This is a genomic window from Streptomyces sp. NPDC057877, from assembly GCF_042796855.1.
Classification (GTDB): domain Bacteria; phylum Actinomycetota; class Actinomycetes; order Streptomycetales; family Streptomycetaceae; genus Streptomyces.
In genome coordinates this window covers 1-21,928 of sequence record NZ_JBHVMS010000015.1, presented here as the reverse complement: position 1 = coordinate 21,928, position 21,928 = coordinate 1, and the positions used below count along the sequence as shown (strand labels likewise).

The 21,928-nt window shown below is 73.1% G+C and carries 19 protein-coding genes and 1 pseudogene; 12 read left to right on the top strand and 8 right to left on the bottom strand.

Going from position 1 to position 21,928, the window contains the following annotated elements:
• Window positions 1–107: 107 nt before the first annotated feature.
• From ACFVQG_RS35605 to ACFVQG_RS35585, 5 genes are all read right to left on the bottom strand, one after another.
• Window positions 108–554, bottom strand: a complete 447-nt coding sequence (locus ACFVQG_RS35605; protein ID WP_383391845.1) for a hypothetical protein — start codon at window positions 552–554, stop codon at window positions 108–110.
• A complete protein-coding gene (locus ACFVQG_RS35600) occupies window positions 554–3,151 on the bottom strand; it encodes a multicopper oxidase domain-containing protein (protein WP_383391843.1) in 2,598 nt (865 codons plus the stop codon). The genes ACFVQG_RS35605 and ACFVQG_RS35600 overlap by 1 nt, the downstream gene beginning before the upstream one ends.
• Window positions 3,148–4,362, bottom strand: coding sequence for a TIGR04053 family radical SAM/SPASM domain-containing protein (locus tag ACFVQG_RS35595; RefSeq protein ID WP_383391840.1), 1,215 nt, complete (start codon window positions 4,360–4,362; stop codon window positions 3,148–3,150). The genes ACFVQG_RS35600 and ACFVQG_RS35595 overlap by 4 nt, the downstream gene beginning before the upstream one ends.
• A gap of 271 nt (window positions 4,363–4,633) precedes the next feature.
• Window positions 4,634–5,116, bottom strand: a complete 483-nt coding sequence (locus ACFVQG_RS35590) for a hypothetical protein (RefSeq protein WP_383391837.1) — start codon at window positions 5,114–5,116, stop codon at window positions 4,634–4,636.
• Complete coding sequence (locus tag ACFVQG_RS35585) at window positions 5,113–5,982, bottom strand: DUF2249 domain-containing protein (RefSeq protein ID WP_383391835.1); 870 nt, start codon at window positions 5,980–5,982, stop codon at window positions 5,113–5,115. Before ACFVQG_RS35585 ends, ACFVQG_RS35590 begins: the two co-directional genes overlap by 4 nt.
• Window positions 5,983–6,731: 749 nt before the next feature.
• On the opposite strand from ACFVQG_RS35585, the gene epsC reads away from it, so the two are divergent.
• The 8 genes from epsC to ACFVQG_RS35545 all read left to right on the top strand — a co-directional run bounded on the left by epsC (window position 6,732) and on the right by ACFVQG_RS35545 (window position 16,267).
• Window positions 6,732–7,343: a serine O-acetyltransferase EpsC gene (gene epsC / locus ACFVQG_RS35580; protein ID WP_383391832.1), complete on the top strand. Its 612-nt coding sequence runs from the start codon at window positions 6,732–6,734 to the stop codon at window positions 7,341–7,343.
• Entirely contained in the window at window positions 7,270–8,190 is a 921-nt protein-coding gene (gene cysK / locus ACFVQG_RS35575) for a cysteine synthase A (RefSeq protein ID WP_383391829.1), read from the top strand. The genes epsC and cysK overlap by 74 nt, the downstream gene beginning before the upstream one ends.
• Before the next feature lie 125 nt (window positions 8,191–8,315).
• On the top strand, window positions 8,316–12,014 hold the full coding sequence (locus ACFVQG_RS35570) for a nitrate reductase subunit alpha (RefSeq protein ID WP_383391826.1): 3,699 nt from the start codon (window positions 8,316–8,318) through the stop codon (window positions 12,012–12,014).
• 1 nt (window position 12,015) lies between these two features.
• Complete coding sequence (gene narH / locus ACFVQG_RS35565) at window positions 12,016–13,557, top strand: nitrate reductase subunit beta (protein ID WP_383391823.1); 1,542 nt, start codon at window positions 12,016–12,018, stop codon at window positions 13,555–13,557.
• Window positions 13,554–14,351, top strand: coding sequence for a nitrate reductase molybdenum cofactor assembly chaperone (gene narJ, locus ACFVQG_RS35560; protein WP_383391820.1), 798 nt, complete (start codon window positions 13,554–13,556; stop codon window positions 14,349–14,351). Before narH ends, narJ begins: the two co-directional genes overlap by 4 nt.
• The gene (gene narI / locus ACFVQG_RS35555; protein WP_383391818.1) at window positions 14,348–15,112 is read left to right on the top strand and encodes a respiratory nitrate reductase subunit gamma; all 765 of its coding nucleotides are present in this window, start codon (window positions 14,348–14,350) and stop codon (window positions 15,110–15,112) included. Before narJ ends, narI begins: the two co-directional genes overlap by 4 nt.
• A gap of 31 nt (window positions 15,113–15,143) precedes the next feature.
• A complete protein-coding gene (locus ACFVQG_RS35550; RefSeq protein ID WP_383391816.1) occupies window positions 15,144–15,671 on the top strand; it encodes a vitamin K epoxide reductase family protein in 528 nt (175 codons plus the stop codon).
• On the top strand, window positions 15,668–16,267 hold the full coding sequence (locus ACFVQG_RS35545; RefSeq protein ID WP_383391813.1) for a class I SAM-dependent methyltransferase: 600 nt from the start codon (window positions 15,668–15,670) through the stop codon (window positions 16,265–16,267). The genes ACFVQG_RS35550 and ACFVQG_RS35545 overlap by 4 nt, the downstream gene beginning before the upstream one ends.
• Window positions 16,268–16,500: 233 nt before the next feature.
• Here ACFVQG_RS35545 and ACFVQG_RS35540 read toward each other — a convergent pair whose 3' ends face one another.
• The 3 genes from ACFVQG_RS35540 to ACFVQG_RS35530 form a co-directional block, all read right to left on the bottom strand.
• Window positions 16,501–16,917 (bottom strand): DUF6299 family protein, encoded by a 417-nt coding sequence (locus tag ACFVQG_RS35540; RefSeq protein ID WP_383391810.1) that lies wholly within the window; start codon window positions 16,915–16,917, stop codon window positions 16,501–16,503.
• A gap of 98 nt (window positions 16,918–17,015) precedes the next feature.
• Window positions 17,016–17,414, bottom strand: coding sequence for a RidA family protein (locus ACFVQG_RS35535; RefSeq protein ID WP_383391807.1), 399 nt, complete (start codon window positions 17,412–17,414; stop codon window positions 17,016–17,018).
• Window positions 17,404–18,543 carry an acyl-CoA dehydrogenase family protein gene (locus ACFVQG_RS35530; protein WP_383391804.1) on the bottom strand — a complete coding sequence of 380 codons (1,140 nt, stop codon included), beginning with the start codon at window positions 18,541–18,543 and terminating at the stop codon, window positions 17,404–17,406. Before ACFVQG_RS35530 ends, ACFVQG_RS35535 begins: the two co-directional genes overlap by 11 nt.
• 120 nt (window positions 18,544–18,663) lie before the next feature.
• On the opposite strand from ACFVQG_RS35530, the gene ACFVQG_RS35525 reads away from it, so the two are divergent.
• From ACFVQG_RS35525 to ACFVQG_RS35510, 4 genes and pseudogenes are all read left to right on the top strand, one after another.
• Window positions 18,664–20,265, top strand: a complete 1,602-nt coding sequence (locus tag ACFVQG_RS35525) for an AMP-binding protein (protein ID WP_383391801.1) — start codon at window positions 18,664–18,666, stop codon at window positions 20,263–20,265.
• Between the two features lie 28 nt (window positions 20,266–20,293).
• Window positions 20,294–21,106, top strand: coding sequence for a PaaX family transcriptional regulator C-terminal domain-containing protein (locus ACFVQG_RS35520; RefSeq protein WP_383391799.1), 813 nt, complete (start codon window positions 20,294–20,296; stop codon window positions 21,104–21,106).
• A gap of 161 nt (window positions 21,107–21,267) precedes the next feature.
• Window positions 21,268–21,819, top strand: a complete 552-nt coding sequence (gene cysC, locus ACFVQG_RS35515; protein WP_383391796.1) for an adenylyl-sulfate kinase — start codon at window positions 21,268–21,270, stop codon at window positions 21,817–21,819.
• Window positions 21,816–21,928: pseudogene (locus ACFVQG_RS35510) on the top strand (sulfate adenylyltransferase small subunit); the annotation flags it as partial. The gene cysC and the pseudogene ACFVQG_RS35510, both read left to right, overlap by 4 nt.

Below are 21,928 nucleotides of genomic sequence, written 5' to 3'. Positions count from 1 at the left end.
TGCGCCGACTTCAGCTTCCGTTGGGGGCCGGTGGCCCGGGGAGGGCCGTACGGTCCTGGTTCGGGGTCCGGAGGGCCGCGTCTTGCCCACGCGTCCGTCCACCCGGCTCAGGTGGCGGGCAGGCCCGTCGCCAGCAGGACCACGCCCAGCGACCCCACCAGCGACACCACCGCCAGCGAACGCGCCAGTTCGGTACGGCCCCTGGCGTGGGCGATGCCGTGTCCGGCGGCGGTGAGCATCACCAGCACGAACAGGGCGAGTTTGGTGGCCAGGGTGCGCCCGTAGCCGGGGTCGGCGAGGGAGGCCCAGGTGACGCCCTTGTGCCAGGCCATGGCCCAGCCGGTGCCCAGTTGCACCGGCAGGAACACCGCCCCGGTGAGCAGGCCGAACCGGCGCCCCGCCTCGGCGGTGAAACGGTCCTTCGCCTCGGCGTCGAGCATCCGGCGGGCCAGCGGCAGGATCACCAGGGACAGGGCGAGTTGCCCGCCGACCCACAGGGCGGCACCGGCCACGTGCAGGAAGCGCACCACCGACCACCAGGTGACGGTGTCCATCACCGGCTCACCTCCACGACGCCGTGGGCGCCGGACTCGGCGTGCCGCATGTCGTGGTCGACGAAGGAGTAGTGGCCCGCCTCGGGGAAGACGGTCTCCACGAACCCGCCCTGCGCGGTGGCCAGGTCGAGGACCTGCGCGCCGCCGGGCTGATCCGGTTTCAGAAGGTACGCGCCCTCCTTGTAGACGGTGTCGAAGACCGTGCCGACGACGTGGAAGGCGATGCCGTCGCCGGGCCCGGCGGCGACCACCCAGAAGCGGGCCCGTTCCCCGGCCTTCACCCGCAGCGGCTGCTTGCCGTACTGGGCGGCGACGCCGTTGAACGCCCAGGCGTCCGGAGTGCCTTCGCGCATCTTGGTGACCTGGGCGGTGGAGCCGGGGGTGCCCAGGTACAGCTCGGAGGAGACGAGGACGTACTCGTGGTCGACCTCGGACAGACCGGGCGGGTCGATGACGACCGCGCCGTACATGCCGTTGCCGATGTGCTGGAGCATCGGGGCGGTGGAGCAGTGGTAGAGCCAGGCGCCCGCGCGCTCGGCGCGGAAGCGGTAGACCAGGCTCTCGCCGGACTGGATGGTGCGCATCGGCTTGTCGGGGGCGAGGGATCCGGCGTGGAAGTCGATGCCGTGGCCCATGCCCTCGTCGTCGTTGACGAGCGTCACCTCGAAGACGTCGCCGACCTTGCCGCGCAGGGTGGGGCCGGGTGCGGTGCCGCCGAAGGTCCACATCTGCTGCTTGACGCCGGGCGCCACCTCCACGTCGGTGTGGGCGGCGCGCAGGGTCACCTTGTGCACCGAGCCGCCCGGGGCCGGGGCCAGTTGGGCGTCCCGGGCCGCCCAGTCGCCGGTGAAGTCGGCGGAGAGGTCGAGGCCGGTGCCGCTGTCGGCGAGGGCGGCGTGCCCGTCGCCGTGCCCCGTGCTGTGCCCGCCCGTACCGTCCTTGACCACGATGTCCAGGGTCATCCCGGCGGCGCGGTGGCCGGGCAGGGTGCACCAGGCCTCCCGGTCGCCGGTGACCGGGCCCAGGTCGAGGGTGTCGGACTGGCCGCGGGAGAGCAGCGGGGTCGCGGGGCCGTCGTCGACCTTGAGGTCATGGCGCTGGGCGTCGTCGTTGGTGACCTCCAGCCGCAGGGAGGTGCCCGGGTCGACCTCGATACGGCTCGGCCGTACGCGCATGGAGGTGAGGGTGACCTCGACGGTGCGGGTGACACCGGTACCGGTGCCGCCGCCCTGCCCGGCGGCTACCGAAGTACCGCCCGTACCACCGCTGTTGGCGACCAGCACCGCCAGCACGGTCAGCACCGCCCCGGCCGCCGTGCCCAGCAGCACCGGCCGCCGCGAGGCAGCGCCCGCGTCGGCGGCGCGTACGCCGCGCGCCATGACGGTGACGGTGAGGGCGAGGAACGCCGCCGCGGCGAGCGCGACGAGCGCGAGGCCGGTCGTGCCGAAGGGGCCGGGCAGCGCCAGCAGCGCCACACCGGCGTTGAGCGCGATCAGCCGGACCGGCCAGCCCCGCTCCAGGACCGCCCGCAGCGCGGCGCGCTCCCTCGGGCCGGTGCCGAGGACGACCGGCAGCAGATACGTCAGCGCCCCGATCAGCACCTGCGCGACCATGCCGACCAGCAGCACCGGGACCAGCGTGCCCACCGGGTCCTGCGCCTCGGCGAGCGGTCGCGCCGCCAGGATGCCCGCGTCCGCCACCACGCCCACGCAGAGCCAGCCGACCGCCGCGCCCAGCATCCAGGCCGCCGCGGCGGAGACGGGCTTGCGCCCGGGCAGCGTACGGGCGAACAGCTCCACGGAGACGGCCACTCCGGCGCCGTACCCGACGACCCCGGCCACCGCCGCCCACCGCCATCCGGCGGCCAGCCCGACGACCGCGACCAGCAGGCCGCCGCCGGTCGGCAGCAGCACGCGGCGGACGGCGTTCGTGGTGCGCTCGGACATCCGTACGCCCAGCACGGTCGGCCACAGCATGAACAGGGTGCCGAGGACGGGCAGGCCGATCCAGCCGAGCAGGGTGAGGTGGACGTGGGCGAGGCGCAGCCCGGCGTACGACCCCGGTCCGGCGTGCCCGGACGCCAGCAGCCAGCCCAGCACCGCGCCGCCGAGCAGCGCCGCCGTGGCCGCGCGGTAGTAGCCGACGACGGGGGCGAGCCGTCCCCCGAGCGCGCCCCGGCCCATGCGCACCAGCACCACCAGATGGGCGGTGACGGCGGCGAGCAGCAGCGCGCAGGCGGCGCCGGTGAGCACCGGCAGGTCGGCCCAGACGCCGGTCAGCAGTCCGGCGACGGCGACGTTGACGGCGGCGAGCCGGGCGGTGCTCCAGCGCTCGTCGGGGGGTTGGGCGTGCAGCAGCGCGGTGGCGAAGTGCTCGCTCCAGATGACCAGGGCGGTGGTGACGGCGCCGAGCAGGAACAGGTGGATCGCCAGCCAGCGGGCGAGGGGCAGGCTCTGCTGGGCGAAGGCCGCCACGAGGGCCAGCGCCGCCCATCCCACCACGAGGACGTGGGCGCGCAGGTGACGCGCCTTCAGGCTGGCGGGCCGGTACCCGCCCCGCCGGGTGGGTGCTGCGAGGGCGACGGGCTTGCCGGTCACGGTGCTCCTTGCGCGGGTGGGCCTCCGGCCAGTACGGCCGCCAGCTCCCGCTGGTGGGGGAAGGTTCCGGGGCGGTAGCCGCACCAGGGTTCCTCGGCGTAGGGGTCGCCGGTGACGCCGTAGGCGCGGGACCGGGAGCCGCCGCAGACGCGGCGGAACTCGCAGGCGCCGCAGCGACCGCCGAGCCGGTCGGCGTCGCGCAGTCCGGTGAAGAGTTCGGAGGTGCGGTAGATCTCGGGGAGGGGGGTGCGGCGGACGTTGCCCGCGCCCAGCGGGAGGAAGCCGCTGGGGTGGACGGTGCCGGTGTGGGAGACGAAGACGAAGCCGCGTCCGGCGTTGACGTCCAGCGGGGGCCTGCGGACGCGTCGGTTGGCGGTGTCGAGACCGAGGTCGGTGGCGCGCGCCCGCAACTCCTCGTAGAGGGGCCCGAGTCCGAGCGCCGGGACGTGGTCCTCCCCCAGGTCGGTGAGGATCTTGCGCTGGAGGGCGACGCGGCGGAAGTGGTGGGCCTCGGTGGTCTTGGCGGGGACGGTCAGGCCGACGTCGTAGACGAAGTTCAGTACGTCCTCGGACTCGGCGGGCGTCAGGACGCCGAGTCCGCGTCCGCGCCCGGTGGGCACCAGGAAGAAGGCGCTCCACAGCATGGCGCCGTGGTCGCTCACGAGGCGGACGACGCCCGGCAGGTCGTGCAGGTTGTGCCGGGTGACCGTGGTGTTGATCTGCACCTTCATGCCGAGGGCGCGGGCGGCGTCCCAGGCGTCCAGCGTCCAGCGGTAGACGCCGGGCACGCCCCGGAAGCCGTCGTGGAGTTCGGCGGTGGAACCGTCCAGGCTGAGGGAGAGCCCGACGGCACCCGCCGCGTGCACCTCGCGCAGGCGGGCCGGGGTGAGGGTGGGGGTACCGGAGGGGGAGACGGCGACGCGGACGCCCGCCTCCTCGCCGTACGCGATCAGCTCCAGCAGATCGGGCCGCTGGAAGGGGTCGCCGCCGGTGATGACGAACAGCGGGGCGGGGTGTCCGAACGCGGCGACCTGGTGCAGCAGGTCCTTGGCGGCGGCGGTGTCCAGCTCCCGCGGGTCGCGGTCGGGCACGGCCTCGGCCCGGCAGTGCAGACAGGCCAGCGGACAGGCCCGGGTGGACTCCCAGATGACGATGAACGGCTTGTCGGCGACGTTCTGGTGCTGTCGCCGGATCGCCCGGACGGCACTCACCGGCACCACCGGGTGGGTCCGGCCGCCCCGCTGTCCGGGCGGATGTGGTGGGCGGCCGGACGATGACCGGCCCGGAGCCGGTACGGCGCCCGCCGCGGAAGGTGACGGGGGAGACAGCCGCACGGGCGCGGGTTGCGGTCGTACACGGAAAACCTCCGGGTCGGTCGTGGATCAGCCTCCGCCCTCCACGGGTTCCGGCGCGGCGGCCGATGAGCCCTTGGGGGTGGGCCGAAGGTCCCTTGTTGGCGGTGAGGGGTGGGGCGCCAGCCCTTCAGGAGCGGCGCGCCTGGCGGGCCGTCGCCACCATCGCCGCGCCCACCCCGGTCAGCGCCGTGCCGAGGCCCGCGACCAGGGTGGTGATCTCCCACGCCTGGTAGGCGGAGAGCAGGGAGGCACGCAGGGTCTCGCCCATGAAGGCGGTCTGGCGCAGCTTGGTCAGCTTCTCGTCGTCGCCGCCCGTGGCGTGGAGTTCCTCCGTGACCTGGGCGTAGGTGCGACCGCCGGTCGCCTTGGCGATGTGGTCCTTGATCATGTCGGCGTAGGCGTGCGCCTGGGGGCCGGTCCGCACCGGCTGGCCGGAGTAGTGGGCCAGGTGGGCGGGGAGTCCGTGGTCCGGGAAGGTGATCTTCTGGGCCTCGAGTTCGCCGCGGATCTCGGAGCGGCCGTCGCGGGCGCGGTAGAGCATGACGGGACCGGCCACCATCAGGGCGGCGCCGACCAGTTGGGCGAACGCCCCGGAACGGGAGCCGCTCATGACGTCACCCCGGCACGGTGGCTGAAGCGCAGGCGCCAGCTCTCGGGGCCACGCTCCAGGTACTCGGTGGCGAAGACGCCGGGGCGGCGCTCCTCCAACTGGGCGAGCAGCGGCAGCGGGTCGTGGGAGGCGACCAGCACGATGGCGCTGTCCGGGGGGAGGGTGTCCAGGGTGTGGAAGACGGTGGCGTGACGGACGGCGTGCGGGACGGTCCGTACGTCGAGTTCGGGGTCGCCGATCTCCTGCGCGCCGCAGGCGCAGCCACCGCAGCCGCAGCCGCCGCCCTGGTTCAGGGGGTCGTCCCGGTCGTCGTCCTTCATGTCCTCTGCTTTCTTGGCTTTCTTGGCTTTCCTGGGATCGGCTGTCCTGGGATCGGTGCGCAGGGATGTCGTACGCGCCGCGACCTCCGCCAGCAGCACCGGCAGCCGCACCTCCGGCGCCGCCGCCAGGAGCGGGAGCACCAGGCCGTTCTCCTTGGCCACGTGCTCCTCGAACAGGACCTGGAGGGCGCGGGCCTCGGCGGCTGCCAGGGGCTGTTCCCTGGCGCCCCGCAGGGCCTCGACGAGCGCGGCCATGCAGCGGTGCTCGCCCACCAGGCTCTCGATGAGCAGCCGGGTGTCGGGCAGCTGGCGGGCGACCGGGTAGAGCACGGCCTCCTTGGCCGCGGCGTGCGGCAGGAGGTCGCGGTCGCAGAAGGTCACCAGCCCGGTGTGCAGCCGGGCCGCGGCGCCCGGGTCCCGGCCCGTGGCCGTGAGCAGCAGCGCGACGCGTCCGGCCAGTTTCCCGGCCAGCCGCGCGTGGTGGGCCTCGGCGGCGGCGAGGGCCGTGGCGTCCTCGGGGTCCGACGCGAGGGTCAGAGCGCTCATGGAGGTCGTCTCCCGTGGGTCACGCCGGTGGGACCGGCCGGTGCGAAGGGTTTTGTCCGCCACGCCCCTTGAGGGAACCGGCATATCGGCCGGGGCGGGCCAGGCACCGGGACGGGGCGTGGCGGACGGTCGTCCGGCGGTGTCAGTCGGGGGTTGCCGGACGGTGACCGGACCGGGAGGGCGTCCCGCGGGCCGCGGCCCCGGGCACGAGAAGACGGGGCCCAGCGGCCGTGCGGCGGTCGTGACGACAGCTCCTGGTCGGTCGGGACCAGCATCGCCGTACGCCGACGGCCGCCGCGTGGGCCGGACAGTCCCCGCCCCACCGACCTCCGGCCCTCCCTCACCAGCCCCGGCAGGGCCCAACGGCCGCCCACATGGGGTACTTCGGCCCAAGCGCCACCCGCCCCCGCCTGTCTAGCGTCCGGCGACATGGACGACGGCAGCCCGACCCGGGGCCCACGACACACCTACGCCCCGAACCCGGGCGCCTGGTGGTCGCGCCGATGTCGGCCGTACCGGTCCCTCGCGCGGCCCGCCCACGTCCGTCCCGCGTCCCGCCCGTGATCCACGGCGGCCCGGCCCCCCGGGGGCGGGGCCACGACGCCGCGTCCGACGACGTCTGAGGCATCGGCACCACCCGGCCAGCACAACCACCTTCACTCCCCCGGCGCATCGAGGCGGCGGATGACCCCCGTGCCGTCGGCTGCCCCCTCTCCAGCCGCCGTCACGCCCTCAGAAGGACGCCGTACATGATCCTGGAAGACCTCCGGACGGCCTGCCGGAAGGACCCCGCGCTGCGCGGTGCCCGCCGTGTCGAGGCGTTGCTGTACCCGGGGCTGTGGGCCATCTGGTCGCACCGCGTCGCGCACCGGCTGCACCGCCTGGGCGTGCCGTTCCTGCCCCGGCTGCTGTCGCAGACGACCCGTGCGCTGACCGGTGTCGAGATCCACCCGGGGGCCGCGATCGGCCGCCGCTGCTTCATCGACCACGGCATGGGCGTCGTGATCGGCGAGACCGCCGTCCTCGGGGACGACGTGATGCTCTACCACCGGGTCACCCTGGGCGGCACCGGCTGGTGGTCCGACACCACCCCCGCCCGCCGCCACCCCCGGGTCGGCGACCGGGTGGTGCTCGGCGTCGGCGCGACCGTCCTCGGCCCGGTGACCGTCGGCGACGACACGCTCGTGGGCGCGCACGCCCTGGTCCTGCGGGACGTCCCCGCCCGCTCCCGCGTCAGCGCCCCGGCCTCGACGCACGAACCCAAGTCCCCCAGAAAGAAGGCATTCCATGGCGACGATCCACCCCTCGGTCACCGCGCTGATCGGGCGCACCCCCCTGGTGGCCCTGCACCGCTTCGGTGAGGACCTCCCCGCGCGCCTGGTGGCCAAGCTCGAGTCCGCCAACCCCGGCGGCAGCGTCAAGGACCGCATCGCGCTGGCGATGATCGAGGACGCCCGGGAGACCGGCGCCCTGCGCCCCGGTCAGCGCCTCGTCGAGCCGACCAGCGGCAACACCGGCATCGGGCTGGCCATGGTGGCCGCCGCGCTGGGCCACCCGGTCACCTTCACCATGCCGGAGAGCATGAGCCTGGAACGCCGCGCCCTGCTGCGGGCCTACGGCGCGGAGCTGGTGCTCACCCCGGCGCCGGAGGGCATGCGCGGTGCCGTGGCCCGCGCCACCGAGCTGGCGGAGGCCCACGGCTGGTTCATGCCGCAGCAGTTCCGCAACCCGGCCAACCCGGACGCCCACCGCCGTACCACCGCCCAGGAGATCTGGCAGGACACCGACGGCAAGGTGGACGTCCTGGTGGCCGGGGTCGGCACCGGCGGCACCGTCACCGGTGTCGGGCAGGTGCTGAAGGCGAAGAAGCCGGGGGTCACGGTGGTGGCCGTGGAGCCCGCCGAGTCGGCGGTGCTGTCGGGCGGCGACCCGGGGCCGCACCGCATCCAGGGACTCGGCGCCGGATTCGTCCCGGATGTCCTGGACACCGGGGTGTACGACACCATCCGGCGGGTCCCGCTCACGCAGGCCCAGGAGGCCGCCCGACGCCTGGCCCGCACCGAGGGCATCCTCGCCGGGGTCTCCAGCGGCGCCGCCCTGCACGCCGCCGCCACCGTCGCCCGGGACCCCCGGCACGAGGGCGCCCTGATCGTGGTCGTCCTGCCCGACACCGGTGAGCGCTATCTGAGCACGGACCTCTTCGCATGAGCCGACGCGCCGCCAGCGGGCCCCAAGGGCCCACCTCCGGGTCCTCGGATCGGGACGGTAGGTCGCCTGGTAAGGGACCTTTGGCCCCAGGTGCGAATCAGGACCGGTACCTACCGTCTTCCAGCATGGAGAACGACCAGAACGCACGGCCGAAGCCGTCGCGCGTAGCTCAGGACTGGCCGCTGGCGGCCCGACGGCTGCTGACCCGCCGCGAGACGTCGGACGACGGGCGTGCGGTGTTCGGTGAGAACGACGGCAAGTGGGAGGGGTTCTACCGGGACCGGTGGGCGCACGACAAGGTGGTGCGGTCCACGCACGGCGTGAACTGCACCGGTTCGTGCTCGTGGATGGTGTACGTCAAGGACGGCATCATCACCTGGGAGCACCAGGCCACCGACTATCCGTCGATCGGCTCGGACTGTCCCGAGTACGAACCCCGCGGCTGCCCGCGCGGGGCCTCGTTCTCCTGGTACACCTACTCCCCCAGCCGGGTCCGCTACCCGTATGTGCGCGGCACCCTGCTGAAGCTGTGGCGCGAGGCCCGGCGCAGGCTCGGTGACCCGGTCGCGGCATGGGCCGAGATCACCGGCGACCCGGCGAAGGCCCGCGCGTACAAGCGGGCCCGCGGCAAGGGCGGTCTGGTGCGCGCGGACTGGGACGAGGTGTCCGAGATGGTCGCCGCGGCCCATGTCCACACGGTGAAGGAGTACGGCCCCGACCGGGTCGCCGGGTTCTCCCCGATCCCCGCGATGTCGATGGCGTCGTTCGCCTCGGGCGCCCGGTTCATGTCGCTGATCGGCGGCACCCTGCTGTCGTTCTACGACTGGTACGCGGACCTGCCGATCGCCTCGCCGCAGGTCTTCGGCGACCAGACGGACGTCCCGGAGGCCGCGGACTGGTGGAACACCGGGTACCTGATCATGTGGGGCTCCAACATCCCCGTGACCCGCACCCCGGACGCGCACTTCCTGACGGAGACCCGCTACAACGGCACCAAGATCGTCGCCGTCAGCCCCGACTACGCCGACAACGTCAAGCACGCCGACGAGTGGATGGCCCCGCACCCGGGCACCGACGGCGCCCTGGCGATGGCGATGGGCCATGTGATCCTCAAGGAGTTCCTGGTCGACCGTGAGGTGCCGTACTTCCAGGACTACCTGCGCAAGTTCACCGACGCGCCGTTCCTGGTCGCCCTGAAGGAGCGCGGCGACGGTCACGTGCCCGACGGGTTCCTGACGGCCGCCGACCTGGGCCGCGACGAGGAGAACGCCGAGTTCAAGACGGTCCTGCTGGACGCGGCCACGGGCGAGCCCGTCGTCCCCAACGGCTCCCTCGGTTTCCGGTGGGGAGAGACCGGTCAGGGCCGCTGGAACCTCGAACTCGGCGACACCGTCCCCGAGATGAGCCTGCTGGAGCGCGCCGAGGAGACCGTCGAGGTCACCCTGCCCCGCTTCGACGAGGGCGCCACCGAGGGCGGCTCGACCATGGTGCGCGGGGTGCCCGTGCGCCGGGTCGGCGGGCGGCTGGTCACCACCGTCTTCGACCTGATGCTGGCGCAGTACGGCGTCGTACGGCCGGGCCTGCCCGGCGTGTGGCCGACCTCGTACGAGGACGCCTCGCAGCCGTACACCCCCGCCTGGCAGGAGACGATCACCTCCGTGCCCGCCGAGCAGGCGGCGCGGATCGGGCGGGAGTTCGCGCGCAACGCGGAGCGGACCAACGGCCGTTCGATGATCGCGCTGGGCGCCGGGACCAACCACTGGTTCCACTCGGACACCATCTACCGGGCGTTCCTCGCGCTGGTGACGATGACCGGCTGCCAGGGCGTCAACGGCGGCGGCTGGGCGCACTACGTGGGCCAGGAGAAGATCCGCCCGATCACCGGCCTGCAGCACCTGGCGTTCGCCTTCGACTGGCAGCGGCCGACCCGGCACATGGCGGGCACCTCGTACTGGTACCTCAACACCGACCAGTGGCGGTACGAGGCGTTCGGCCCCGACGAGCTGGCCTCGCCGCTGGGCGAGGGACGGTTCGCGGGCAAGGCCACGGCCGATGTGCTGGCGCAGGCGGTCCGGCTGGGCTGGACGCCGGGCCACCCCGGCTTCAACCGCAACCCGCTCGACATCACCGACGAGGCGGCCGGGAAGGGCAAGAGCGTCGCCGAGCACATCGTCGACGAGCTGAAGTCCGGCGATCTGAAGTTCGCCGCCGAGGACCCCGACGACCCGGCCAACTTCCCGCGCGTGCTGACCGTGTGGCGGGCCAACCTGCTCGGTTCCTCCGGCAAGGGCAACGAGTACTTCCTGCGCCACCTGCTCGGCACCGACGCCGCGGTCCGCTCCGAGGAGACCCCGCCCGAGGGGCGCCCGCAGGACGTGGTGTGGCGGGACGAGGCGCCCGAGGGCAAGCTCGACCTGCTGGTCACCATGGACTTCCGGATGACGTCCACCAGTCTGATGTCGGACGTGGTCCTCCCGGCGGCCACCTGGTACGAGAAGGACGACCTGTCCTCCACGGACATGCACCCCTTCGTGCACGCCTTCACCCCGGCCATCGCGCCGCCCTGGCAGGCCCGCACCGACTACGACACCTTCCTCACCATCGCCGACCGGTTCAGCGAGCTGGCCCGCGAGCACCTGGGCACCCGCACCGACGTCCTCGCCGTGCCGCTGCTGCACGACACCCCGGACGAACTCGCCCAGCCGGGCGGCGTGGTGCGGGACTGGAGGACCGGCGAGTGCGAGCCGATTCCCGGCAAGACCATGCCGAAGCTCGTCGTCATCGAGCGGGACTACGCCGCCGTGTCCCAGAAGATCCGCGCGGTCGGCCCGCTGCTCGACAAGCTGGGCACCACCACCAAGGGCATCACGGTCCACCCGGACAAGGAGATCGAGGAGCTGCGCCGCCGCAACGGCACGATCCGCGACGGCATCGCCGCCGGACGCCCCTCGCTGGCCACCGCAACCCACATGTGCGAGGCGATCCTCGCCCTGTCCGGCACCACCAACGGGCGTCTGGCGACCGAGGGCTTCCGGGAGCTGGAGCGGCAGACCGGCAGCGAGGGCCTGGTGGAACTCGCCTCCGAGCGGGAGGCGGAGCGCATCACCTTCGCCGACACGCGCACCCAGCCGCGGGCCGTCATGACCTCGTACGAATGGTCGGGCTCGGAGACCGGTGGCCGCCGCTACTCGCCGTTCGTCATCAACGTCGAGCACTTCAAGCCCTGGCACACGCTCACCGGACGGCAGCACTTCTACGTGCAGCACGACTGGATCAGCGAACTCGGCGAGCAGCTCCCCGTCTACCGGCCGCCGCTGAACACGCCCCGGCACTACGGCGACGAGCAGCTCCACGACCGGGACCGCGCGGAGGTCACCGTCCGCTATCTGACCCCGCACTCGAAGTGGTCCATCCACTCGAACTACCAGGACAACAAGTACATGCTCGACCTGTCCCGGGGCGGCCCCACGATCTGGATGTCCGTCGCCGACGCCGAGAAGATCGGCGCCAAGGACAACGAGTGGATCGAGGCGTACAACCGCAACGGCGTCGTCGCGGCCCGGGCGGTGGTCACCCACCGGATGCCCGAGGGCACGGTGTACATGTACCACGCCCAGGACCGCAACGTGAACGTGCCGAAGACCGAGGTCAGCGGCAAGCGCGGCGGCATCCACAACTCGCTGACCAGGCTGCTGCTCAAGCCCACCCACCTCGCGGGCGGCTACGCCCAGTTCACCTACGCCTTCAACTACTACGGCCCGACCGGAAACCAGCGAGACGAGGTCACGGTCATCCGTCGCCGCTCGCAGGACGTGGAGTACTGACATGCGCGTCATGGCCCAGATCGCCATGGTCATGAACCTGGACAAGTGCATTGGCTGCCACACCTGCTCGGTCACCTGCAAGCAGACGTGGACCAACCGCACCGGCGTCGAGTACGCCTGGTTCAACAACGTCGAGACCAAACCCGGCGTCGGCTACCCCCGCCGCTACGAGGACCAGGAGCAGTGGAAGGGCGGCTGGACACTGGACAAGAAGGGCCGTCTGGTCCTGCGCTCCGGCGGCCGGGTACGGCGCCTGCTGTCCCTGTTCTCCAACCCGGACCTGCCGTCCCTCGAGGACTACTACGAGCCGGTCACCTACGACTACGACAACCTCGTCAACGCCCCCGCGGGCAAGGACGTCCCCGTCGCCCGCCCGCGCTCGGTCCTCACCGGCAAGCCCACCGCCATCACCTGGGGCGCCAACTGGGAGGACGGCCTGGGCGGCGCGCCCGAGAACGCGGGCGGCGACCCCAACCTGACCGGTGAGTGGGCGGAGAAGGTGAAGTTCGAGTTCGAGCAGACCTTCCTCTTCCACCTCCCCCGCCTGTGCGAGCACTGCCTCAACCCGGCCTGTGTCTCCGCCTGTCCGTCCGGCGCGATGTACAAGCGGGTCGAGGACGGCATCGTCCTGGTCGACCAGGACAAGTGCCGAGGCTGGCGGATGTGCGTGACGGCGTGCCCGTACAAGAAGGTGTACGTCAACCACGCCACCGGCAAGGCCGAGAAGTGCACGTTCTGCTTCCCGCGCATCGAGGCCGGACAGCCCACGGTGTGCTCGGAGACCTGTGTGGGCCGACTGCGCTACCTGGGCCTGCTCCTCTACGACGCCGACCGCGTCGGCGAGGCGGCGGCGACGCCGGACGAGAAGGACCTGCTGGACGCCCAGCGGAACGTCTTCCTCGACCCGTTCGACCCCGAGGTGATCGCGGCGGCACGGGAGTCCGGCATCCCGGAGGACTGGCTGGACGCCGCCCGCCGCTCGCCGGTGTACGCGCTGGTGTCCAAGTACAAGGTGGCGCTGCCGCTGCACCCGGAGTACCGCACCCTGCCGATGGTCTGGTACGTGCCGCCGCTCTCCCCCGTCCTGGACGCGGTGACGAGCGCGGGCGGCAACCAGGACGACCCCGACCACGTCTTCGCCGCCGTCACCCGGCTGCGGATCCCGCTGGAGTACCTGGCGGAGCTGTTCACCGCCGGGGACACCGACGTGGTGGGCGGCGTGCTGATGAAGCTGACGGCGCTGCGCTCCTTCATGCGGGAGCGGACCCTCGGTGAGCCCGGCGACGAGTCCGTGGTCAAGGCGGTCGGGATGACCGCCCGCGAGGCGGAGGACCTGCACCGGCTGCTCGCCGTCGCCAAGTACGAGGACCGGTACGTCGTCCCGGCCGCGCACAAGGAGGACGCGGCGGCGCTGTCCGCGATGGAGGACCGCTGCCCCGTGGAGACCTCCGGCGACCCGCAGCCCACCGACGGCCGCCGCGTGATGCTCGGCATCCCGACCCTGCGCCGCGCCAAGACAGCCTCGACGGGAGAGACCTCATGAGCCCCCTCCCCGCCACCGTGCCGGGCATCGTCCGCACCAAGGTGAAGGCGGCCCTGCGCCGCCCGCACCGGGACGCGCCCCCGCTGACCCCGGAAGAGACGGAGACGCGGGCGCTGCTGCTGCGGCTGATGTCCCTGCTGCTGCAGTACCCGGACGCCTCGCTCGCCGCCGCCCGTCCGGTGCTCACCGCCACCGTGCAGGCGCTGCCGCCGTCGCCCGCCGCCGAGGAACTGACCGCGTTCACGGCGTGGTTCACCGGCCAGGAGACGGACGCGCTGGAGCGGCACTACGTCGAGATGTTCGACCTGCGCCGCAAGAGCAGCCTCTACCTGACGTACTACCTGCACGGCGACACCCGCCGCCGGGGCATGGCCCTGCTCACGCTGGCGCAGCGCTACCGCGCCACCGGCTGGGACACCGACGGCGGTGAGCTGCCCGACCACCTGCCCGTGGTCCTGGAGTACGCCGCGCTCGCCGGGCCGCGCGCCGGGGAGGCGCCGCTGCGTCAGCACCGGCGCGGGATCGAGCTGATCCACCGGGCGCTGACCGACACGGACTCGCCCTACCGGCACGTCCTGGCCGCGCTGATCTCGCTGCTGCCGCCGCCCACCGAGGCGGATCTGCGAGCGGTCGCGGAACTCGCCGCGCAGGGCCCGCCCAACGAGGACGTCGGCCTCGACCCGTACGGGTCGGGCGAGTTCGCGCCGCCGGACGCGTTCGTGCCGCCCGAGCAGGCCCCGCCGACCCTGATGCCGCCCCTGACGCCCCCGTCATCCCTGGAAGGCCCGCGATGAGCGCCGTAGAAACCCCACCCCTCGCCGCCGCCAGTGGCGCCGACCTGCTGCTGTGGGTCGCGGTGCCCTACATCTGCCTCGCCGTGTTCGCGGTCGGGCACGTGTGGCGCTACCGCCAGGACCAGTTCGGCTGGACGTCCCGCACCAGCCAGCTCCTGGAGCACCGCTGGCTGCGGTTCGGCAGCCCGCTGTTCCACATCGGCGCGTTCATGGTGATCGCCGGGCACGTGGTGGGGCTCGCCGTCCCGGCGTCCTGGACCGAGGCCGTCGGCATCGACGAGCACGTGTACCACAACACCGCCGTGTGGGCGGGCTCGGTCGCCGGGATCGCCATGGTGGCGGGGCTCGGCATGCTCTGCGCGCGCCGCCTGCTGACCCGTCGCATCCGCCTCGGCACCGACCGCAGCGACAAGCTCCTCTTCCCGCTGCTGGCGGCCACCGTGCTGCTCGGCATCATCGCCACCGCCGCGCACAACGTCTTCGGCGAGGGCTACGACTACCGCTCCACCGTCTCCGTGTGGTTCCGCGGTCTGTTCGTCCTCCAGCCGGAGCCGGAGGCCATCGCGGGCGCGCCGCTGCTGTTCCAACTGCACGCCCTCACCGCCTGTCTGCTCTTCGCGGCCTGGCCGTTCACCCGGCTGGTGCACGTGTGGAGCGCGCCGATCGGCTATCTGGCCCGCCCGTACGTGGTCTACCGGCGTCGCGCCGCCACCCCACCGGTGCGGCAGGGCGCCGCCACACGGCACGCGACCGGTGACTGACGCCGGTCCCGATCGGCGGCTCGGCTGGTTGATGACGGTGACCGGCCTGGTCGGCTGGCTGGCCTCCTTCCGGCTCACCGTCGACGACTGGCGGCTGCTGAACGACCCGGCCTACGAGCCCGGCTGCGACATCAGCCCGGTGATCGGCTGCGGCAGCGCGATGGCGAGCCCGCAGGGCAACCTGTTCGGCTTCCCGAACATGCTGCTGGGGCTCGCCGCCTTCGCCGTCGTCGTCACCCTCGGCGTCGCGGTGGTCACCGGGTCCCGGCTGCACCGGGCGGTATGGCTGTCCCTGAACGCCGGGGCGCTGGCCGCCGTCGTCTTCGTGCACTGGCTGATCTGGCAGTCGCTGTACTCCCTCAACCGGCTGTGCCCGTACTGCGCGGTGGTGTGGGTCGTCACCATCGCCCTGTTCTGGTACCTGACCCTGCACAACTTCAGACGCCACCTCGGCCTCGCCGTGCGGGAGAACCACTGGCTGGTCCTGTCCGGCTGGTACGGCGTGATCGCGGTGCTCGTCCTCACCCGCTTCTGGACGTACTGGAGTGGTCTGCTGTGACCAAGTCCCTCCCCGACACCGCCCTGCCGCGTGTCCTGCGTCCCGGCGGGGTGGGACTGACCCGCTGGATGCTCGACGCGCTCGCCGTCGGGCCCGCGGACCGGGTGGTGGAACTGGCGGCGGGGCTCGGCGCCACCGCCCGTCTGACGCTGGTGCGCGCCCCGGCGGGCTACACCGCAGTGGACCGGGACCCGGCCGCGGTGGCGGCCCTGAGCACCTTCACCGCCACCGCCGCGACGAACGTCCGCGCGGTCTGGGCGGACGCGTCGGCCACCGGTCTGCCGCCCGGGAGCGCCACCGTCGTCTACGGCGAGGCGATGCTCACCCCGCGGCCCGAACCCGACCGACGGCTCGTCATCCGGGAGGCGCGCCGCCTCCTCGACGGCACCACCGGCCGCTACGGCATCCACGAACTGTGCCTCCTGCCGGACGGCCCCGACTGTGCCCGCCCGCTGACCCCGGCCCACTGGAGCGGACTGCTCGCCGAGGAGGGCTTCACGGTCACCGCCCGCCGGACGGCGCCCATGCGGGGCGTGTTCCGCCGCCACCGGGCCCACCTGGCCGCCGTCAGCCTGATCGCCGTACCCACTCCCTGAAGGGCTGCCGCCGGGGCACGTGCTGTCACGGGCGGGGTGCTCCGGACGCCTCCAGGCGGGCAGTGGTCTCGGTGCCGAGTTCGCGGTCGGGGACTCCTTCGAGGCCGAGTCGGGCACCCAGAGCGCGCGGGGGCAGTCGGCGGAGGCCCCCGTGACCGGTACGCCCGAACTGTGCCGTCGGCGTGGGGTGTTCGGGCGCACCTGGCAGTGGGGTACGGGACTGTCCTCGCGGATCAGCTCTCGGTCAGTGTCACCGTCTGCCCGCTCCGGGCGTGGAACCGAGGCAGCGGCAGACCCGCGTCCGTGTTCAGCTCCATCAGCGTGGCCTCGACATGGGCGGGGCCCGTCCGGAAGGTGGTGTGGGTGGACGGCTTGCCGGTGTTGGTCCAGCTGCGCTGGACGCCGTCGCAGATGGCGGGGGTGCCGTTGATGCCGTGGCGGACCTGGTCGGGGTCCTGGCGTACGGAGGAGCTGACGAAGACCGGTCCGCTGCCGCCGGTGCAGCGGTAGGTGCCGGTCAGGGTGACGGTGCCGTCGGGGGCGACGCGGGCGGTCGGGTCGACGGTGACCGTCTCGTAGGGGTCGGCGGACGCGGGCGTCGCGAGCAGCAGCGTCGCGGCGGCCGTGCCGAGCAGGGCGCGTAGGGACATCGGGGGCCTCCTTGGTGAGGGAGCGGGGCCTCCACTCGTACCCGCCGCCCGCGCCGACCCCCGTGACCGTCACCCCTTCGGTGGCGAGTCCGGCCCGGTCACGGCAGCACCGCGAACCCGTCGAGTTCCACCAGCGCCGCCTCGTCCCACAGCCGTACGACCTCCACCACCGCCATCGCCGGGTAGTCGCGGCCCGCCAGCTCCCGCCAGACACGGCCGAGTGCGGCGGCGTGGGCGCGGTAGGCGGCGACGTCGGTGGTGTAGACGGTGACACGGGCGAGGTCGGACGGGGTGCCGCCGGTGGCGTGCAGGGCGGTGAGGAGGTTGGTGAGGGCGCGGCGGAACTGCTCGGGGAGGGTGCTGCCCGTGATCTTGCCGTCCTCGTCGAGCGCGGTCTGTCCGGCGAGGAAGACGACGCGGTTGCCGGTGGCGACGACGGCGTGCGAGAAGCCGGTGGGCGGGGAGAGGGCGGGCGGGTTGACGCGTTCAGTGGCCACCCTGGCTCCTCTCGGCGGCGTACAGCCGACTGGCGATGATCCCGCGCTGCACCTCGCTCGCGCCCTCGTAGATGCGTGGGGCGCGGACCTCGCGGTAGAGGTGTTCGAGGAGGTGGCCCCGGCGCAGGGCGCGGGCGCCGTGCAGTTGGACGGCGGTGTCGACGACGTACTGGGCGGTCTCGGTGGCGAGGAGTTTCGCCATGGCGGCCCGTAGGGGTATGTCGGCGGCGCCTTCGTCGTACGCCGTCGCCGCCGCGTACACCATCAGCCGGGCCGCCTCGGTGCGCAGGGCCATCTCGGCGACCTGGTGGGCCACCGTCTGGAGGTCGCTCAGCGTGCCGCCGAAGGCCTTGCGGTGCGCGGTGTGGTCGAGGGTCGCGTCCAGCGCGGCCTGCGCCATGCCGACGGCGAAGGCGCCGACGCTGGGGCGGAAGAGGTTGAGGGTGCCCATGGCGACCCGGAAGCCGTGACCGGGCTCCCCGAGCACGTCGGCGGCGGTGACCGGTACGGCGTCGAAGCGGAGGGTGCCGACGGGGTGCGGGGAGAGCATGTCGAGGGCGGCGCCGGTGAGTCCGGGGCGGTCGGCGGGGACCAGGAAGGCGGTCACGCCGCGCGCTCCGGCCACGTCGGGTTCCGTGCGGGCGAAGACGGTGTAGAAGTCGGCCTCGGGGGCGTTGGAGATCCAGCACTTGTCGCCGGTGAGGCGCCAGCCGTCCGCGCCGTCCGGCGTCGCCCGCAGCGCCAGCGCCGCCGCGTCCGAGCCCGCCTCCGGCTCGGTGAGGGCGAAGGCGGCCACCGTGGTGCCGTCGCTCACGCCCGGCAGCCAGCGGGCGCGCTGGGCGTCGGTGCCGTGGGTGTGCACGGGGTGGGCGCCCAGGCCCTGGAGGGCGAGGGCGGTCTCCGCCTCGCTGCAGGACCGGGCGAGGGACTCGCGCGTCAGGCAGAGGTCGAGCGCGCCGGAGGTGAACAGCCGGGACAGCAGGCCCAGTCGGCCCAGTTCGGCGAGGAGCGGGCGGTTGACCCGGCCCGGTTCGCCCTGGTCGGCGAGCGGGCGCAGCTGGCGGTCGGCGCGGGTGCGCAGCTCGGCGCACCAGGCCAGTCGGTCGGGGTCGAGCGAGAATGCGGGCACGGCCGGTCCTCCCTCACTGAGCACGTCCCCCGACGGTATCGCGCTCCGTTGACTGCCGTCACCAACGCGCTACGCTCGGATGACCAGTACGCCGCCCACCAGCCAAGGGGGCGCACCATCATGGACGGTCACACCCGCTCCGCCCACGTCGACACCTTTACGCGGGACCACCTCCCGCCCCCCGACCAGTGGCCCCACCTCCGCTTCGACCTGCCGGAGCTGCGCTACCCGGAGCGGCTGAACTGCGCCGCCGCACTGCTGCACGGGCCGCCCCCCGACCGCCCCGTCTTCCGCACCCCCACCGGCCCGCCCTGGACCTACGGCGACCTGCGCGCCCGCGTCGACCGGCTCGCGCATCTGCTCACCGGGGACCTCGGCGTCGTCCCCGGCAACCGGGTGCTGCTGCGCGGCCCCACCACCCCCTGGCTGGCCGCCTGCTGGCTCGCGGTGCTGAAGGCGGGCGCGGTCGCGGTGACCGTGCTGGCCCAGCAACGCCCCGGCGAACTGCGCACGATGTGCGAGATCGCGCGGGTCCGGCACGCCCTGTGCGACATCCGCTCCGTCGACGACCTCGCCAAGGCCGAGATTTCGGACCTGCGGATCGTCACCTACGGCGGGGACGGCCCCGACGATCTCCTCAACCGCCCGGCGCCGGACACCCCGTACCCGGCCGTGGACACCGCCGCCGACGACGTCGCGCTGATCGCCTTCACCTCCGGCACCACCGGCCGCCCCAAGGGGTGCGTCCACTTCCACCGGGACGTCCTCGCGATCGCCGACACCTTCTCCCGGCACGTCCTGCGCCCGCGCGCCGACGACGTGTTCGCGGGCAGTCCGCCACTCGGGTTCACCTTCGGGCTCGGCGGACTCGTCGTCTTCCCGCTGCGGGCCGGTGCCAGCGCGCTGCTGCTCGAACAGGCCGGTCCGGCGCGGCTGTTGCCCGCGATCGCCGAGCACCGCGTGTCCGTGCTGTTCACCGCGCCCACCGCCTACCGCGCGATGCTCGGCGAACTCGACGGCCACGACGTGACCAGTCTGCGCCGCTGTGTCTCGGCGGGCGAGAACCTGCCCGCCGCCACCTGGCACGCCTGGCACGAACGCACCGGCCTGCGCGTCATCAACGGCATCGGCGCCACCGAACTGCTGCACATCTTCGTCTCCGCCGCCGACGACCACATCCGGCCCGGCACCACGGGCGTGCCCGTACCGGGCTGGTACGCGCGCGTGCAGGACGCCGACGGCGAACCGGTGCCCGACGGCGAGCCGGGCCTGCTGGCGGTGCGCGGCCCGGTCGGCTGCCGCTATCTCGACGACCCCCGGCAGCGGCAGTACGTCCGCGACGGATGGAACATCACCGGCGACACCTACGTCCGCGAACCCGACGGCTACTTCCGCTACGTCGCCCGCGCCGACGACATGATCATCTCGGCCGGGTACAACATCGCCGGACCGGAGGTCGAGGACGCGCTGCTGCGCCATCCGCACGTGGTCGAGGCGGCCGTCGTCGGGCACCCCGACGAGGCACGCGGGATGGCGGTGGTGGCGTACGTCGTGGTCCGTGAGGGCGCGCCCCGGGACGCCGAGGCGCTGCGCGCCTCCGTCAAGGCCGAGCTGGCGCCGTACAAGTGCCCGCGCGCGATCGTCTTCCTGGACGCGCTGCCGCGCACCGCCACCGGGAAACTCCAGCGGTTCCGGCTGCGTACCCCGGATGACCAGCGGTGATCCATACAACGAACCGCACGCCGTTAAGATGATCAACGTGTCCGACCAGCACGCTCCCCGGTCCCTGATCGTCACGCTCTACGGCGCGTACGGCCGCTTCCTGCCCGGCCCGATGCCCGTCGCCGAGCTGATCCGTCTGCTGGCGGCGGTGGGCGTGGACGCGCCCTCGGTGCGCTCCTCGGTGTCCCGGCTCAAGCGGCGCGGCCTGCTGGTGCCCGCGCGCACCGCGCAGGACACCGCCGGTTACGAACTCTCCCCCGACGCCCGCCAGTTGCTCGACGACGGCGACCGGCGCATCTACGCCACCGCCCCCGCCGAGGACGAGGGCTGGGTGCTCGCCGTGTTCTCCGTGCCGGAGTCGGAGCGGCAGAAGCGGCACGTCCTGCGCTCCCGGCTGGCCGGACTCGGCTTCGGCACCGCCGCGCCCGGCGTGTGGATCGCCCCCGCCCGGCTGTACGAGGAGACCCGGCACACCCTTGAGCGGCTGCGCCTGAACGCCTACGTCGACTTCTTCCGCGGTGCCCACCTCGGTTTCGCGCCCACCGTGGAGGCGGTCGCCCGCTGGTGGGACCTGGCGGCCATCGCCAAGCAGCACGAGGCGTTCCTCGACCGCCACGCGCGCGTGCTGGACGACTGGTCGCGGCGCGCCGACACCCCGCCCGAGGAGGCCTACCGCGACTACCTCCTCGCCCTCGACTCCTGGCGCCACCTCCCCTACGCCGACCCCGGACTCCCCGCGCACCTCCTGCCCGCCGACTGGCCGGGCGCGCGCTCGGCCGCCGTCTTCCGGGAACTGCACGAGCGGCTGCGGGACGCGGGGGCCGAGTTCGCCGGGCTCTGACTCCGGCTGCGGACATGCGGTGATTCCGGCGACAAGTCCCCTGTGATCTCAACCACATCGCGCGTCACTCATGGAACCCTCAGCTTCTTCTCTTCCTCTTCTCAAGGTTCTTACCTAGCGTTCGTTGAGCCCCATGCCAGCAGAGAAAGAGGATGTCGCGCATGACCACCACGGCAAGGGCTCAGGGAGCCACGGTCTGGCTCACCGGGCTGCCGAGCGCGGGCAAGACGACGATCGCCCGCCTGCTCGGGGACCGGCTGAGAGCGGAGGGACACCGGGTGGAGGTGCTCGACGGCGACGAGATCCGCCGCTTCCTCTCCGCCGGGCTGGGCTTCTCCCGCGAGGACCGCAACACCAACGTCCAGCGCATCGGCCTGGTCTCGGAGGTGCTGGCCCGCAACGGCGTCCTGTCCGTCGTCCCGGTCATCGCCCCCTACGCCGACAGCCGCGAGGCCGTCCGCAGACGCCACGAGGCGAGCGCCACGCCGTACGTGGAAGTGCATGTCGCCACCCCCGTCGAGGTGTGCAGCGAGCGGGACGTGAAGGGCCTGTACGCCCAGCAGGCGGCGGGCGAACTGACCGGGCTGACGGGCGTCGACGACCCGTACGAGGAGCCCGTGGACCCGGCGCTGGTGCTCAAGACGCAGGACCAGACCCCACGGGAGTCGGCCGACCTGGTGTACGCGGCGCTGGCCGAGCGGGGGCTCGTATGAGTGAGTTCACGCTGTCCCACCTGGACGCGCTGGAGTCCGAGGCGGTCCATATCTTCCGTGAGGTGGCGGGCGAGTTCGAGAAGCCGGTGATCCTCTTCTCCGGCGGCAA